We start from the raw sequence: 17374 nt of genomic DNA on the forward strand, positions 1-17374 counted from the left end.
TTTTAGTATATCTTAGTTCTTTCTGTATTCTTTCACTTCTTCAATGTTACTCTCTGAACTTTTCCATTTCGGCTTCAGTACAATCAAAAAAGCCAACGACTTCTTTACCCTCTCCATCAATATAATTTTCTTGTGTTACATAGGTTATAGCCCCTGTGGTGAGATCTTTTACAGCGAATACCCAAACCGCTGCCCATCTTAATTGGTTATAAACAAGTATTTTGAATTTTTTCAAGTGAAGTATATTGGTAGCATATTCCTCTATTTGTGCAGGTAATGGTTCTATACCCTTAGTCTTGACTTTCATTTTGTAATTTCGGTTAAACACTAGATTGTACTTTATACCGGTTACCAAGAGATAGTTTTTAGCCTTTTCTTGATCTTCTTTTTCATTTTTTGAAGTGCTTTTTACCAAGAAGATTTTCTTATTTGAGACTTTGTATATGTAATAAACGGCGGTATCGTTATGCAACGTTTCGTTTTTCTTTTCGCAATCGCCATATTGCTTAAAAGTTAGGGCATTGAGGCGTACATACGAGGGGGCTATAAGCTCAAATGTTCCTGATATAGATTGGAAACAATCGTTGCCACAAGGGGCAAAGTAATACGACCTATATTGATTTTTGTTGTCCTTTTTAAATTCCGTTGCATAACCACCTCTTTCACCTTCTCTTTGTGTAAGTACAAGTAGGTTTTGGGATTCTGCTTTCAGATTACCCAACAGAGTGTTGGTTATCCATTCACCTTCTAAGGGATTTTGTGCATACATTGAAGACGCACATAGTAACAAGGTTATTAAAATATGTTTCATAGTTGTTTATAGGGGTTAGAGAGCACGAGCTACAAGTTCGCGCCAGCAAGGATAGTTATTTTTATTGTCTGAACTTTTCCATTTCGGCTTCGGTACAATCAAAAAAGCCAACGACTTCTTTACCCTTTGCATCAATATAATTTTCTTGTGTTACATAGGTTATAGCCCCTGTGGTGAGGTCTTTTACCGCAAATACCCAAGCCGCTCTATCTTCTAATTGGTTATAAGCAAGTATCTTGAATTTTTTCAAGTGAAGTACATTGGTAGCATATTTCTCTACTTGCGTAGGTAATGGTTCTATACCCTTAGTCTTGACTTTCATTTTGTAATTTCGGTTATACACTAGATTGTCCTTTATACCGGTTACCAACAGATAGTTTTTAGCCTTTTCTTGATCTTCTTTTTCATTTTTTGAAGTGCTTTTTACCAAGAAGATTTTCTTATCAGAGACTTTGTATATGTAATAAACGGCGGTATCGTTATGCAACGTTTCGTTTTTCTTTTCGCAATCGCCATATTGCTCAAAAGTTAGGGCATTGAGGCGTACATACGAGGGGGCAATAAGCTCAAATGTTCCTGTTATAGAGGGGAAACAGTCGTTGCCACAAGGGGCAAAGTAAGATGATTTATATTGATTTTTGTTGTTCTTTTCAAATACCGTTGCAATACCTGATACTTCATCTTCGTCTTTTGTAAGTTCAAATAAATTGCAGTCTTCTTCTTTGAAGTTACCCAACAGAGTGTTGGTTATCCATTCGCCTTTTAAGGGATTTTGCGCGTATATAGAAGACGCACATAGTAACAAAGTTATTAAAATATGTTTCATAGTTGTTTATAGGGGTTAGAGAGCACGAGCTACAAGTTCGCGTCAGCAAGGATAGTTATTTTTATTGTCTGAACTTTTCCATTTCGGCTTCGGTACGATCAAAAAAGCAAGACATTTCTTTATCTTTTTCATCATAACAATTTTCTTGTATTACATAGGTTATAGTTTCTGTGGTGAGGTCTTTTACCGCAAATACCCAAGCCGCTCTATCTTCTAATTGGTTATAAGCAAGTATCTTGAATTTTTTCAAGTGAAGTATATCAGTAGCATATTTCTCTACTTGCGTAGGTAATGCTCCTATATATTTAAATTTAGTTTCCACCTTCATTTTTGTTTCATGTTTATATACTACATCTTCCTTTATACCGGTTACTAACAAATAGTTTTTAGCCTTTTCTTGATCTTCTTTTTCATTTCTTGAAGTGCTTTTCACTAAGAAGATTTTCTTATCTGAGACTTTGTATATGTAATAATCGGCGGTATCGTTATGCAACGTTTTGTTTTTCTTTTCGCAATTGCCATGTTGCTCAAAAGTTAGGGCATTGAGGCGCACATACGAGGGGGCAATAAGTTTAAATGTTCCTGTTATAGAAGAGAAACAGTCGTAGCCACAAGGGGCAAAGTAATACGACCTATATTGATTTTTGTCGTTCTTTTCAAATTCCGTTGCAATACCTGATATTTCATCTTCGTCTTTCGTAAGTTCAAATAAGTTGCTGTCTTTTTCTTTGAATTTACCCAACAGAGAGTTAGTTATCCATTCGCCTTTTAAGGGATTTTGTGCGTATATAGAAGGCGCACATAGTAACAAGGTTATTAAAATATGTTTCATAGTTGTTTTTTTAGGTGTTAGGTGTGAGCCGCACGGGCATTTTTATTAAAAAGGTTAGCTGCAATCCCAGTTATAGAGAACGTCATCGAATTTGCAGGAGGCTAAATCTTTAGGACTGATAAAGAAATTGGCTACGCCGTAATCGCCCCACATAATCTCGGCATTATCTATCAGATTGCTATGTATTTGGAGCAGTAGGAAGGTATGAGGGTCTTTTTCTTTGCGAGGATCGGCTTGGGTAAAGTAAGGATAGCCACCTATTTTATGTCCTGTTTCATCATCAACCAAATTATAGATTTCCTCACAAGTATCATTAGGTAAATAGGACAAATTTCTTATAGTATCGGAAAAAGTTTCATTCCACTTTCTGACGAAAAACCTATAAGCATCACCCTCACTAAGTGAGATTGTTTCAGTATCTTTACTAAAATCCATAGCAAATTCCAAGCCAACATCAAAAGGCAAGTATCCGCTTTCAAAGGTATAGTGATCGATAAACTTATCTACAGGCAGTGCATTGCCAATATTGGGGTAATACAAGACTCTTTTGGTATTATTGCTACAAGGGTGGTCAAGATCTAAGCCATACATAAAATCTTCGGTATCGGCAATCCAAAACTGTAAGAGTCCTTTTTGGGGGTATAGATTGTTTTCGGGCAATTGCTCGCAGTTGATTTGTGCGAGCATAAAGAGGGGTTTGCCCTGGGCAGAGGTAGGGAGGGAGCCACCTTGGGGGATGTAGGGGAGTCCGCCCACTTTGCTATCGGTAAGGGCTAAGTGATTGGCTAAGGATAGCGAAATGCGGATTACTTCACGCTGTGTGGTGGCGTTGAGGTGGGTGATGAGTTGCTCGATTTGGGTTTGTGTTGGGGTCATAATATGATACAAATTTATGTGCTGCAAAAGTACGAATTAATTTGAAAATAACAAGGGAGGGAGGGAGGAGATAGGGGATAGGCAGGGAGGAGTTAGGGGGTAGGAGATAGGGATAGGGGATGAGAAAAATGAGGAGAAAATAGGGAAAGATTGAGAATAATGTAGGGTTTGGGGGATTTGGTTGCGGATAATGCAAAGGGAGGGGTTGGGTGTGGAGGGGCTGGAAATCAAGGAGGTGAGGGTTATCCTTCGTTTATAGTTCGTTTATCCTTCGTTATAGGTTCGTTTAAAGTAGGTAAAAGGTAAGAGATAAGAGGTAAGAGGGTGGGGATGTAATGGATTGATTATTAGGGGGAAGGAGTTAGGAGATAGGGGATAGGGAGGGGGTGGGTGGTTTTTGAAGAATTCGCAATTTAGGGGAGAGGAGGGAGGAGATAGGAGTTAGATGGGGAGGAAATTAGGGGATAGGAGTTAGGAGATGGGGGATAGATGGGGTGGGAATTAGGGAGTAAGAGATAAGAGAGAGGGAAGGGTTGGGGGGTGGGAGTTAGGTATTAGGCAGTAGGATATAAGAGGTAGGGAGGGAATGGCGGGGGTGTGAAAAAAAAAGTGTTGTTCATTGTTATTTGTAAATTATTTGTATCTTTGCACATTCTATGAATATAATCACTCTTATTAAAGCGGCGCGCTTGCGTACTTTGCCCCTATCGGTATCGGGGATTATAGTAGGTAGTGCCTTGGCTTATAGACACGAGGCTTTTAGTAGTGAGGTGCTGATATGGGCGCTTATTACTACTGTTTTGCTGCAAATACTCTCGAACTTTGCTAATGACTATGGCGATGGGGTAAAGGGTACGGATAATGCTGAAAGGGTAGGCCCTAAAAGGGCTGTACAAAGTGGTAGCATTAGTGCAAAACAGATGAAAAGAGTAGTGCTGGTAACGGCTGGGCTCTCGCTGGTATCGGCAATGGTGCTTATATACACGGCCTTTGGCAAGGATAACTGGCTGTATGTTGGTGTATTCTTGGTGCTGGGCTTGCTGTGCATAGCTGCTGCTATTAAGTACACGGTGGGCAAATCGGCTTATGGCTATAGGGGCTTAGGAGACGTGTTTGTATTTGTGTTCTTTGGGCTGGTGAGTGTGATAGGGAGTGAATTTTTGTACACACAAGAGCTGAAAGCTATAAGCTTACTGCCGGCTACTGCTGTGGGATTGCTGAGTGTGGCTGTGCTGAACCTGAACAATATGCGGGATGAGGCTAGCGATAGGCGCGCTGGAAAGCATACACTGGTAGTGAAGATGGGATTGCCATTGGCTAAATATTATCATTATTACTTGGTGGTATTGGCGATGGTTAGTATGTTATGTTTTTCGGTACTGAGGTTGCAAACGCGGTGGCAGCTGTTATATATATTGGCCTTTGTGCCATTAACGGTTCATCTGCTTATAGTAAAGAGGAACACAGATACGCGTGAGCTGGACAGTCAGTTAAAAGTAGTAGCGCTAAGTACTTTTGTGATGGCGGTTCTTTTTTTTATTGGACAGATATATTATTGAATAGGCATATTGTTGGCTTAGAGGATTGAGCTATAGGCTATGATATTGAGGAAATAGATAAATTTAAATTAAACACTATGGAAGTAACTTACTATGGACACGCTTGTTTGAGTATAAAAATAGGCGATACCCATTTGCTGGTAGATCCATTTATCAGCGAGAATCCTGCTGCAAGTGGTATTGATATTAACAGTATTCCGGCAGATTACATTTTGATAACTACGGCGCAACAAGATCATACCTCGGATGTGGAGCGTATAGCTAAACGTACGAAGGCTAAGATCATCTCTAACTTTGAGATTTCAAACTACTTTTTTGATCTTGGGATAGAGAATGCACACCCTATGGATTTGGGAGGTTCATACAATTTTCCTTTTGGATCGGTTAAGATGGTACCTGCATTGCACTCATCGACCTTTGAGAATGGTAAGGCTGGTGGCTGTGCATGTGGATTTATTATCAAGACTTTGGAGAAGACCCTTTATGTAGCAGGGGCTACGGCTTTGCATTTTGATATGCAGCTTATACCGGTGCGTTATAAGCTTGACCTAGCTGTATTGCCTATAGGAGGTAACTTCACTATGGATGTGGAAGATGCGATTATGGCTTCGGACTTTGTGAAATGTAACAAGGTGTTGGGCTACCATTACGATACATTTCATATCATAAAAGTAGATGATAAGGACCTAGCTGTGCGCAGTTTTAAAGCTAAAGGGAAAGAGCTTGTATTACTGAACATAGGACAGACTTTACTGGTATAGAGCAGCCTGATGGATGCCTTGCCGATGGAGTAGGCTTACATTAAACAAATATACAGCACCGCCTAAAGGCTATGAAAGGATAAAACCTTACTGAGCTTAAGGAGGTGCCCTCTCATTATATGGCACTGCCATAGTGCTACTAATTTATAACACCCTGACACCTAAAATGACAAAGTATCTTATCTTATTGGGAGTGCTGCTAACGGGTAGCACTTATGCACAGAAATTTATCTCGGATGATGAGATTAGCGAACAACGTTTTGGTACTGAAAAAATGTACATGCTATACCGTACAGGTGAGCCTTTGGAGGGAGCTTATAAAGTAGCTACCGGTAATGGTAACTACTACGAGGCTAGTTACACCAAAGGACGCATAAACGGTGCGCTAAAACACTATGATGATAAAGGCACCCTTACGGCTGAAGAGCACTATAAAAACGGAGAGCCTGATGGTAAATTTGTGCGCTACCGAGAAGGTAAAACTTATAGACTTACTACCTATAAAAATGGCAAACTGGATGGCAAAAGCGAAGACTATTACAGCGATGGGAAGCTATCAGAAGAGCGTTTTTACAAGGAAGGAAAGCCTAATGGAGAATGGAAATTCTACAATGATGAAGGAGAGTTGGAGCGTACAGAAAGCTATAAAGACGGTGAGAAACACGGTAAATGGTGGCGTAAAATGGTGAGTAACCGCGGTAATTATACATCAACCCAGTACTATACCAATGGGAAACCTTCGGGTAAATGGGAAGATAAATGGGATAATGATTTGCTACGTGAACAACGTGAATACAAGGACGAAAATACTTATACCCAACGCGACTTTCACCTAAATGGCAACCTGAAAAGAGAAGTATCATACAAAGATAGCAAGCTACACGGCTCACGCAAAAACTATAATGGCGCAGGGATATTGATAGATGAACAGGTGTTTGACAATGATAAATTAGTAGCTAGAAAGACTTACCACTCCAACGGTAGGCTTAATGAGGAAACAAACTATAAAAACGACGAGAAGAATGGGCGATATGCCCAATACCACGAAAATGGTAATCTTAAAGAAGAAGGGACTTATAAAAACGATTATAAAGAAGGTGTTTGGAAAGAATACCAAGAAGGTGAAGTACTATCACGTGAACGCACTTATGTAGCAGGAGTGCTTAATGGAGCTTATAAAGAGTATTACCCTAGCAAAAAACTACGCCAAGAGGGAATGATGAAAGATAACTTCAAGCAAGGCGTATGGAAACACTATGCTCCTACAGGCAAACCTGACTATGATGAACATTTTGATAAAGGAAGTTTGATAAAAACAACTCAATACCCAGATTAATATGAAATTAAAAAACACAATCACATTGGCAATGGTAGCATTGGCTACTATTATGAGCACAGATAATGTAAACGCTCAAAGTAAAAAAGCACCTGCATCATGTGGGAATACTAAGAAAACTAAGAAGGCTAAAAAAGAAATTATGAATGTATCTGTTATGAGGATGTCATCATACGGGAACCCTGAAGATGTAACTGCTAAAGCAGGAGCCTTTGCAATAGTGCCTCTAAAATATGATTACTATGCGGTAGAAAAGTACATTGATGAAGAGACAATGTATATTCACTTTTCAAAACACTATGTAGGCTACTTAAACAACTTAAATAAAGCTGTAGAAGGGACTAACAAAGCAGGTATGAAAATTGAAGAAATACTGCGCACTATGGATATGAATAACGCTACCTTGCGCAATAACGCAGGGGGTTATTACAACCACAATATGTATTTTGATGTTATTTCGCCTAATGGAGGAGGAATGCCAGAGGGTGCGTTAGGAGATGCTATCAATCGTGATTTTGGTAGTTTTGAGAAGTTTAAAGAACAGTTTTCGGAAGCTGGAGCTAAACGATTTGGCTCGGGGTGGGTATGGCTGGTAGTGAATAACAATAAACTGCAAATAGTAACTACTGCTAACCAAGATAACCCATTGATGCCAGGTTTGGATGTAACAGGAACCCCTATATTAGGAATGGATGTATGGGAACATGCTTACTACCTAAAATACCAAAACAAACGCGGTGATTATATTACTAACTTTTTCAATGTTATTGATTGGAATAGAGTAGCTGAGCTTTATGGACAAGTGCTTGCAAAATAACCTATTATAAATTGAAATGAAAAGACTTATTGTATCGACACTAATGCTGTGGACTGTTATGGCCTGCAACAATACTCCGAAGGAGATACCTGTGGCTGATGATGCTTTGGCTAATACTGAAATGGCTGAAGCCCAACGCGACAAAAGTAAAGATGCTAATCCGTTTGGGGATGGGCAACTTAGTACTAACCATACGCCACAAGTACAACCGGCAGGGGTAACGCTTAACCCGCCTCATGGGCAGCCAGGACACCGTTGTGATATAGCTGTAGGGGCACCTCTTCCTAATGATAGTAATGTTATAGCGCAACTGCAAAACGAAACTCACCCAGTAGGTGCGGGAGAGGCTATGCCTGTGGTATCGAACGAAACCCAACAGATAGTACAGGTACAACAGACCCCCAGCTATGTAGGGGCCAAGGGAGAGAAACTAAACCCGCCTCACGGGCAGCCAGGACACCGTTGTGATATACCTGTAGGGGCACCTCTTAACAGCAAACCTACACAGCAAACTACTGCTACCCCTGCACAACCCCAAGTAGTGCAACAACAGGTAGTTATTGACCCTGAACAAGCACAACAACATACGGGCACTACGGAACCAGGTTTTTCGGGGAAACCTAACCCGCCACACGGACAACCAGGACACCGTTGCGATATTGCTGTAGGTGCTACATTACCATAAGAACACTAAAAACATCCTAATAACTGTATATGGAACTAATTAAATTACACGATAAGACTTTTGAGCCTTATATATCGGCGGAGCAACTTAATGAAATTGCTGCGCGTATGGCTGCAGAGGTGTATCAAGATTTGAGTGAATCACGTCCGCTTTTTGTCGTGGTTCTTAATGGCTCGTTTATGTTTGCGGCTGACTTTGTGAGACACTACAAAGGCGAATGCGAAATTAACTTTGTGCGTCTATCATCATATCAGGGCACAGAATCAACAGGGAAGGTACACCAGCTTATGGGATTACCTACCTCTGTAGAAGGGCGTGATGTAGTAATATTGGAAGATATTATTGATACGGGTAATACTTTGGAAGAAATCTACCGTATTTTTGCAGATAAGAAAGTAAAATCTTTCCGTATTGCTACCTTATTTTTCAAACCTGATGCCTACAAAAAAGATCTTAAAATAGATTATGTGGGTAAACCTATTCCTAACCGATTTATTGTGGGCTATGGCTTAGATTTTGATGAAATAGGGCGCAACCTACCTCAAGTATATCAATTAAACACTTCATTAACAATGACAAATTTAGTACTTTTCGGCAAACCAGGAGCTGGGAAAGGCACCCAAGCCGCTTTCTTGAAAGACAAATACAACTTAGTACACATTTCAACTGGAGATATCTTCCGTTATAACATTAAAAATGAAACGAAGCTAGGTAAACTTGCTCAATCATACATTGAAAAAGGAGACCTTGTGCCTGATGAGGTTACTATACAGATGCTACAAGCTGAAGTAGAAAAGAATCCTAATGCTGAAGGATTTATCTTTGATGGGTTCCCTCGTACTATTGCGCAAGCTGAGGCTCTTGATGCTTTCCTTGAAAGTAAAGGAATGCGCATTCATAGTACTTTGGCTTTGGAGGCTGATGACGAGGTACTGATTAAACGTATTGTAGAACGTGGCAAGGTGAGTGGACGTGCTGATGACCAAGATGAGGAGAAAATACGTAACCGCTTTACTGAATACAACGAGAAAACAGCTCCGCTTATAGCTTATTATCAAGCGCAAGGTAAATACAGTCCTATTGATGGTATTGGTACCATTGAAGAGATTACTACACGCCTTTCACAAGCTATTGACACTATAAAAGCACAATAATGACCGAAGGTAATTTCACCGACTACGTTAAAATATACGCTGCCTCGGGCAAGGGAGGCGCAGGATCTATGCACTTACACCGCGAGAAGTTCGTCCCGAAGGGGGGACCTGATGGGGGCGATGGCGGTCGTGGAGGGCATATTATCTTGCGTGGCAATAAGCACTTATGGACTCTTATTCACTTTAAGTTTCAAAAACATTTTCAAGCAGAACATGGCGAAGCTGGTGGAGCTAACCGCAGTTTTGGCGCTAATGGTAAGGATATTACTCTTGAAGTGCCTTTGGGTACTATAGTTAAAGATGCTGAAACTGAGGAAACCCTCTTTGAGATAACTGAAGATGGGCAAGAGGTTATAGCCTTGAGAGGTGGTAAAGGAGGATTGGGGAACTGGCACTTTCGGACAGCTACGAACCAGACGCCTCGTTATGCGCAACCAGGATTGCCAGGTGAAGAGCGTGAGCTGTTACTGGAGCTAAAAGTGCTTGCTGATGTAGGTTTTGTAGGTTTTCCTAACGCTGGGAAATCAACCTTACTGTCGGTAATTACTTCTGCCAAACCGAAAATAGGTGATTACCCTTTCACTACTCTTAAGCCTAACTTAGGTATTGTTGAGAACCGTGATTACCAGTCGTTTGTGGTGGCTGATATACCTGGTATTATAGAGGGGGCTGCTGAGGGTAAAGGCTTGGGTCATTATTTTTTGAGGCATATTGAGCGTAACTCGGTGTTATTGTTCTTGATTCCTGCTGATAGTCCTGATATAGTGAATGAGTATCATATTTTGCTTAATGAGCTATCGGAATACAATCCTGAATTGCTTGATAAGGAGCGACTAATAGCTATTTCTAAGAGTGATATGCTTGATGAGGAGCTTACGGAGGCTATTGATAATGAACTAAAAAATAGCTTTACTGATATTCCTTACTTATTTATCTCTTCGGTTTCGGGGAAAGGTATTCAGCAACTTAAAGACAAGCTTTGGGCTATGATTCATTAAGTAGAAACTTAATAATATACAATTAAAAGGCTGCTAAGTGGAAACTTAGTAGCCTTTTTTGTATGCTTATAGAGGAGGGGATAGGGGAAAGGGGGGAGGAGTTAGGGGGTAGGAGATAGGGGATAGGGGGTGAGAAAAATGGGGAAAAAATGGAAAAAGAGTGAGAAAAATGCGGGGTTTGGGGGATTGGGTTGCGGATTATGCAAAGGGAGGGGTTGGGGGTGAAGGGTCTGATTATCAGGGAGGTAATGTTTATCCTTCGTTTATAGTTCGTTTATAGTTCGTTATAGGTTCGTTTAAAGTAGGTAAAAGATAAGAGATAAGAGGGAAGAGGGTGGGGATGTAATGGGTTGATTATTAGGGGAAAGGAGTTAGGAGATAGGGGATAGTGTGGGGGTGGGTGGTTTTTGCATTATTCGTAATGAAGGGGAGAGGGGGAGGGAGGTAGGGAAGAGGAGTTAGGAGATAGGGGATAGTGTGGGGGTGGGTGGGTTTTGCATTATTCGTAATGAAGGGGAGAGGGGGTGGGAGGTAGGGAAGAGGAAGAAAGGGGATAGATGTGGAGGGGGTAGGAGTTAGGAGATAGGGGATAGTGTGGTGAGGGGTGAGTGAATAGTAAAAAGTTTTTTTGTATATTTGCGGTCTGATTGAATTATTAAATATTATGCATACTGATAATTTTGATGTACTTGCTGGATTGATGGAGGCTCGTATTGCAGAAGTGAGAGATGAGAGGGAGAAAGAACTGCTTTTCTTTCCTGTACAGATAATACAACGCAAGAAGGATATTGAGGGATTGGCTAAGAATGCGCATATTGTGAAGTTGTACCAAGTGAAAGACGGTAATGATCTTTGGCAAAAAAAGGAGGAAATTGGGCGTATTTGTGAGCTTTTTGAGGCACGTGCGATGTTGAATCTGAATCCTAAGAGTTATAAAGATGTGGCTTTTGGGATGCTTAAAAAGCTGTCGGAACTGTTATCGCAGGAGGCGTACGCTGCGGTGGATAGGCTGTGGGGGTCGGCTATTAATACGGCAGGGATAGGGAGTAAAGCACTGAAGAAATATTGGATTATAGATGTGGATGAGGTGAGTGAGCCTGAGGTGATAATTGGCTGGGTACGAGAGCAGTTGGCAAAAGTAAGACCCTTGGGGGAGGAAAAGGTGGTGAGCATAGTGCCGTCTAAGAGTGGGGTGCATATCATTACTATTCCTTTTGATGTGAGTGAGGTGACTTTGGGAGATACTATGGAACTGAAAAAGGACTGTTTGACGAATTTGTGGATTGGTTAAATTAATAAATGAATTATAGTACGCCGTGGCTCATAGCTTAGTATAAAATGATTGGTTTTTATATAAAAAAGAACTCTATGAAAAATATATTCTTACCCCTTATAGTCCTAACATTTATTTTCAGCTTGCAAGCTCAGCAAACTGATTGGGAAAGATATGACCTGAAAGGAAAAGTAAAACAAGTAAAAGCCACTACTGCTTCCTATTCAGGAGGGTGTGAACATAGCAAAAAGTATATTGGATGGACGTGCATCAGTGAGTTTGACACTCAAGGAAATGTAGTGAAGAATACTTGGTATATTTGGCGTAATAAGCTCTCACAAGAGCACCTTTACTCCTATCAAGGAGAGAAAGTAACACTAACGATTCATCTTTACAAGGAAGATGAAATAACAAACACTAAAACCTATCACTACAAAAGAGGCGAAGAGGAACGTATAGAGAAAGAAATAGAATGTACTGAGGGGAGTGATGATATTCCTTACACAGCACGAGTCTGTACATTTACAGGTTTTTACAAAAATGGTATCTTGCGCTCTTCTCCTGCCACTACCTACGAGTATGATGACCACGGCAATTGGATTCACAAAAAGGATACTACCAATTCCCATTGCGTACGGCATTACACAAGGAGTATTGTCTATTATTAAAATATCTGTCTAAGAATGAAAAGAATCTTTTTTTTATTAGTCTTGTTAGGGTCTCTTGCTAAAAGCTATGCAGATCATATAGTAACTTTCTATGAAGACTTCAGCTTGAAAACAGAAGGTGAAAAAGTGTATTTAGTAAAGAAATATTATAGCAATCGCAATAAAATCGCGATTACTTCTTATGAAAAACATTTATTGCCTTTTGATAGTAAAGAGGCTCATATTGTTATGACAGATGTGGAGGATGAAAATGAATTAATCATTGCGAATGCCAATGATTACTATTTTGTGGAGTATTTTAGAGATTATACGAATTTGAAACAGTGTGTAAGAGCTGTCAAAATGTTTCCTACTAATAGTGTTACTCAAACTTTCAGGAATAATTGCTTTTATGTAAATGGTAAGTGGGTGAGGGTAGCTATGAAAGATGGTGAGCTTACTCCAATGCCTGATTTTCCCAAGCACCCTACTGTTATCGCTGAATTGGAACATACTACTTTGTTAAAAGATAAAAACTTTGTGTATGAGTATGATAACCGAACATATACTTTAAAAAAGATAGAGGGACTTAATGCTAAAACCGTACAATTTCAAAAAACCAATAGTTATGACAAAAATCTGTTATATGACGATAATACTTTTTATGTAATGGATTACAATGGGACTGATCTTATAGAAATCACTAAAGATCTGAGAACAAGAGGCTGTAAGAGAAAATTTACTGAGGCTACTTTTATCAGATACCGAAGTGAGGGGGAACTTTATGAACAGTATTTGTTGGATTTTAAAGATGGTAATTTGTGGAGTTGTGATAAATATGGTGACGATATATTTGTACTACCCTTTAAAAATGCTACTTATGTAAAAGCCCTTGAAATGGTAAAAACAAGCGAAGGATATTATATTTCATTGGGAGATGATGATCAACCTATTGATATGAGTGCTGTGCGAAATCTCAATAAATTACACAAGGTAAAGTATGCTTTTCATTACTTAAATAAGAGCTATGATTTGTATACTGATGGAGAGCAACAATATATTTGTCTGTATAATATTTCTCGGCATAGAATATTATACCCTCTACAGGTAGAAAAACGCGTTTGGGAAGCCTTCACCTCTAAACAAAAGTATTATCACTATGAAAAAACGTTAGGAGATGACTCAAGCACCACACAAATAGCTGTAGTAGACAACCAATTGGTAATATATAAAATTACCTCCCTATTTAGTAAAAAATATTTAGAAGCACATCATACACTCCCCATTGAGATTGTAAGAGAAATACCCCTTACATCAGAAGTGAAAGACCTAAAAATGTGTTATGCTACAAGAGATAAACTCATTATTGACAATATCATCATAGATAATATAGCTGATTTTGATACGCTTACTTTTGTAGGAGCTATTTACACTCATGAATATGGTTACAAGAGCTATTTCAAAGATAAAAACAGTGTGTATTCTTATAGTAGAAAGCTTCAAAAAATAACCAAGGAAAACTACGACCCTAAAACCTTTGATGAAGAAACAATGTGGAAACTTAGAGTTAAGTGACCCCAATAAAGAGCTTGTAGCTGACACCAAATTTGCTCATTTCCTAATTAAATACTACCTTTGCCCCATAATTGGCAAATCGGCAAATAAACAAATTGATAAATTAAGAATTATGCTTTATAATCACAAAGAAATAGAAGCCTTTTGGCAAGAATATTGGGCAAAACATCAAACTTTCAAAGCCCAAAATAACAGCACTAAACCTAAGTACTATGTCCTCGATATGTTCCCTTATCCTTCAGGAGCGGGCTTACACGTAGGGCACCCGCTGGGGTATATTGCCAGCGACATCGTGGCGCGTTACAAGCGTCATAAAGGATTTAATGTATTGCACCCCCAAGGATATGATAGTTTTGGTTTGCCAGCCGAGCAATACGCTATACAAACAGGTCAGCACCCTGCGGTTACTACCGCGCAGAACATTGCCCGCTACCGCGAACAGCTGGATAAAATAGGCTTTTCATTTGATTGGAGTCGGGAGGTAAAAACTTCCGACCCCGATTACTATCGTCATACCCAATGGATATTTATACAACTCTTCAACTCGTGGTATAACAACGCTACTGAGAAGGCAGAGCCTATCGAAACGCTTATCGCTCTCTTTGAAACAGAAGGCAATAGCAAGGTAAATGCTGCCTGTGACGATGATACCCCAACCTTCACTGCTGCCCAATGGCACGCAATGACAGCTGAAAGCAAACAACGTCATTTACTAAAATACCGACTTACCTACTTGGCAGAAACCGAAGTGAACTGGTGCCCTGCTTTAGGTACTGTTTTGGCTAATGACGAGATAGTAAATGGCGTGTCGGAGCGTGGCGGTCACCCTGTTATTCGCAAGAAGATGACCCAGTGGAGTATGCGCATTACCGCTTATGCTGAAAGACTTTTGCAAGGCTTGGATAGCATCGATTGGAGTGAGAGTATTAAGGAAAGTCAGAGGAATTGGATAGGAAAATCAGTAGGAGCCTCTATCGACTTTGTGCTCGCCTCCGGCGAGCACAAAGTCGAGGTCTTCACCACTCGCCCCGATACCCTCTTCGGTGTTACTTACCTTACCCTTGCCCCCGAACACCCCTTAGTATTGCAAATCACTACAGAGGAGCAACGTGCTGAGGTAGAGGCTTATATAGCAGCTACTGCCAAACGTTCAGAGCGCGACCGTATGGCGGATACCAAAACCGTATCGGGCGCTTTCACAGGGGCGTATGCCGTGCACCCACTTACTGGCAAGCAGCTTCCTATCTGGATAGGCGATTATGTATTGGCTAGCTATGGTACCGGTGCTGTAATGGCAGTTCCTGCGGGTGATGACCGCGATTATGCCTTTGCCAAACACTTCAAGGGAGCTAAAGGAATGCCTGAACCTATCAACATTTTTGATAAGGATATTTCGGGAGCAGCCTTTACCGATAAAGAGGGAATGACTTACCAAAACTCTGATATTCTCAATGGTTGTACTAACTTTGGTGAGGCAGTTACTAAAGTGTTGGCAGCCTTAGAAGCCAAAGGAGCTGGCACAGCCAAAGTGAATTATCGTCTCCGCGATGCTGTCTTCTCACGTCAGCGTTATTGGGGCGAACCTTTCCCAACATACTATGAAAACGGCTTGCCACAGATGATTGAGGAGGCTTATTTGCCTATTCATCTGCCTGAAGTAGAGAAATACCTCCCTACAGAAGAGGGTAATCCGCCGTTGGGCAATGCTAGCGTTTGGGCGTGGGATACTGCAAACCACAAGGTAGTAAGCAATGAGCTTATTGATAATCAAACAGTATTCCCATTGGAACTGAACACTATGCCAGGTTGGGCGGGCTCTTCTTGGTATTGGTTAGAGTATATGATGGAAAAAGATGCACGTGCAACCTTCCCTACCAAAGCCGTAGTAGACTACTGGCAAAACGTAGACCTCTACGTAGGGGGTAGCGAACACGCCACAGGGCACCTCTTGTATTCACGTTTTTGGAATAAGTTCCTTAAGGATAGAGGCTTTGCCCCTACTGAAGAACCATTTAAAAAGCTGATTAATCAGGGGATGATATTAGGAATGAGTGCCTTTGCTTACCGAGTGTTATGGGAAGTGAAAGATGAGCAAGGTAATGAAGTGAATTTAGTTGAAGTAAAAGAGCTTTCATCTAATAACTTTCCTCCTATATTTGTTTCAAAGAAATTCAAGGATGATAAGTTGGCGATTGTTTTATTAGAGAAGATTTTCCCTAAATATCCTCAATGGGTGGAGTTTATGAAAAAACTCTCAGGAAAAATAATTAATACTATTATCCAACCTATTCACGTAGATGTTTCTCTGTTAAAAGATACTTCTGATGAATTAGATATTGAGAAATTCAAAGTGTGGCGTAAAGAATTTGCTAATGCAGAGTTTATTTTAGAAGAAGACGGCAAGTATATCACAGGGCGCGAAGTAGAAAAGATGTCGAAATCTAAATACAATGTGGTAAACCCTGATGATATTTGTGAGCAGTACGGAGCTGATACCTTGCGCCTCTACGAAATGTTCTTAGGACCTTTGGAACAAGCCAAACCTTGGAACACAGCAGGTATTTCGGGGGTATATAACTTCTTGCGCAAGCTATGGCGTTTGTATTTCAATGATAATGGCTGGCAAGTAACTGACGAAGCCCCTACACCGGAAATGCTCAAAGCACTGCATAAAACCATCAAAAAGGTAAATGAAGATATAGAGAATTTCTCCTTTAATACCTCGGTGAGTCAGTTTATGATATGCGTGAATGAGTTATCCTCGCTAAAATGCCACCATAGAGACGTTTTGGCGCCTCTTGCGGTACTAGTAGCGCCCTTTGCTCCACATATCGCTGAAGAGCTCTGGAAAAGGCTCGGAAATACCGAAAGCGTAACTTATGCCCCTTACCCTGTTCACGAGGATAGGTATTTGCAAGAGGACAGCAAGGAGTATCCGGTATCGTTCAATGGGAAGGTACGCTTTAAACGCGCTTATGCTACCAGTATGACTCCTGCCGAGATAGAGCAAGCTATCCTTGCAGACCCTCAAACGGCAGAACAGCTACAAGGCAACACCCCTAAAAAGGTAATTGTAGTGCCTAATAGGATTATCAACGTAGTAATGTAATAAGATAAAAAGAGGCTTCACCCACTGTGGGTGAAGCCTCTTTTTTTTGTTGTTACTTCATTATTGAAAGTTTGAAAAACACTACTTCGGAGTGAATTAAAATAAAAAATATATA

General features: G+C 40.3%; 15 protein-coding genes. 11 read left to right on the forward strand and 4 right to left on the reverse strand.

Going from position 1 to position 17374, the window contains the following annotated elements:
- Positions 1 to 46: 46 nt before the first annotated feature.
- The 4 genes from C4H12_RS10870 to C4H12_RS10885 form a co-directional block, all read right to left on the reverse strand.
- A complete protein-coding gene (locus C4H12_RS10870; RefSeq protein ID WP_106098946.1) occupies positions 47 to 811 on the reverse strand; it encodes a hypothetical protein in 765 nt (254 codons plus the stop codon).
- A gap of 61 nt (positions 812 to 872) precedes the next feature.
- On the reverse strand, positions 873 to 1637 hold the full coding sequence (locus C4H12_RS10875) for a hypothetical protein (protein WP_106098947.1): 765 nt from the start codon (positions 1635 to 1637) through the stop codon (positions 873 to 875).
- Positions 1638 to 1698: 61 nt separating this feature from the next.
- Positions 1699 to 2469, reverse strand: coding sequence for a hypothetical protein (locus tag C4H12_RS10880; RefSeq protein WP_106098948.1), 771 nt, complete (start codon positions 2467 to 2469; stop codon positions 1699 to 1701).
- Between the two features lie 54 nt (positions 2470 to 2523).
- Entirely contained in the window at positions 2524 to 3345 is an 822-nt protein-coding gene (locus C4H12_RS10885) for a YwqG family protein (protein WP_106098949.1), read from the reverse strand.
- 656 nt (positions 3346 to 4001) lie between these two features.
- On the opposite strand from C4H12_RS10885, the gene menA reads away from it, so the two are divergent.
- The 11 genes from menA to C4H12_RS10940 all read left to right on the forward strand — a co-directional run bounded on the left by menA (position 4002) and on the right by C4H12_RS10940 (position 17259).
- Positions 4002 to 4904 carry a 1,4-dihydroxy-2-naphthoate octaprenyltransferase gene (gene menA, locus C4H12_RS10890; protein WP_106098950.1) on the forward strand — a complete coding sequence of 301 codons (903 nt, stop codon included), beginning with the start codon at positions 4002 to 4004 and terminating at the stop codon, positions 4902 to 4904.
- 77 nt (positions 4905 to 4981) lie between these two features.
- The gene (locus C4H12_RS10895) at positions 4982 to 5665 is read left to right on the forward strand and encodes a metal-dependent hydrolase (protein ID WP_106098951.1); all 684 of its coding nucleotides are present in this window, start codon (positions 4982 to 4984) and stop codon (positions 5663 to 5665) included.
- Positions 5666 to 5831: 166 nt separating this feature from the next.
- Positions 5832 to 7001 carry a toxin-antitoxin system YwqK family antitoxin gene (locus tag C4H12_RS10900; RefSeq protein WP_106098952.1) on the forward strand — a complete coding sequence of 390 codons (1170 nt, stop codon included), beginning with the start codon at positions 5832 to 5834 and terminating at the stop codon, positions 6999 to 7001.
- Between the two features lies 1 nt (position 7002).
- On the forward strand, positions 7003 to 7818 hold the full coding sequence (locus C4H12_RS10905) for a superoxide dismutase (protein ID WP_106098953.1): 816 nt from the start codon (positions 7003 to 7005) through the stop codon (positions 7816 to 7818).
- A gap of 16 nt (positions 7819 to 7834) precedes the next feature.
- The gene (locus tag C4H12_RS10910) at positions 7835 to 8503 is read left to right on the forward strand and encodes a hypothetical protein (protein WP_106098954.1); all 669 of its coding nucleotides are present in this window, start codon (positions 7835 to 7837) and stop codon (positions 8501 to 8503) included.
- A gap of 29 nt (positions 8504 to 8532) precedes the next feature.
- Entirely contained in the window at positions 8533 to 9657 is a 1125-nt protein-coding gene (locus tag C4H12_RS10915) for an adenylate kinase (protein ID WP_106098955.1), read from the forward strand.
- Positions 9657 to 10655 (forward strand): GTPase ObgE, encoded by a 999-nt coding sequence (gene obgE / locus C4H12_RS10920; RefSeq protein ID WP_106098956.1) that lies wholly within the window; start codon positions 9657 to 9659, stop codon positions 10653 to 10655. The genes C4H12_RS10915 and obgE overlap by 1 nt, the downstream gene beginning before the upstream one ends.
- 664 nt (positions 10656 to 11319) lie before the next feature.
- Entirely contained in the window at positions 11320 to 11946 is a 627-nt protein-coding gene (locus tag C4H12_RS10925; RefSeq protein ID WP_106098957.1) for a hypothetical protein, read from the forward strand.
- 77 nt (positions 11947 to 12023) lie between these two features.
- Positions 12024 to 12596: a hypothetical protein gene (locus C4H12_RS10930; RefSeq protein ID WP_106099483.1), complete on the forward strand. Its 573-nt coding sequence runs from the start codon at positions 12024 to 12026 to the stop codon at positions 12594 to 12596.
- Between the two features lie 15 nt (positions 12597 to 12611).
- Positions 12612 to 14150 carry a hypothetical protein gene (locus C4H12_RS10935; protein WP_106098958.1) on the forward strand — a complete coding sequence of 513 codons (1539 nt, stop codon included), beginning with the start codon at positions 12612 to 12614 and terminating at the stop codon, positions 14148 to 14150.
- A 112-nt stretch (positions 14151 to 14262) separates the two neighbouring features.
- Complete coding sequence (locus C4H12_RS10940; protein ID WP_106099484.1) at positions 14263 to 17259, forward strand: leucine--tRNA ligase; 2997 nt, start codon at positions 14263 to 14265, stop codon at positions 17257 to 17259.
- Positions 17260 to 17374: the final 115 nt, after the last annotated feature.

Source organism: Capnocytophaga sp. oral taxon 878, assembly GCF_002999135.1.
GTDB lineage: Bacteria > Bacteroidota > Bacteroidia > Flavobacteriales > Flavobacteriaceae > Capnocytophaga.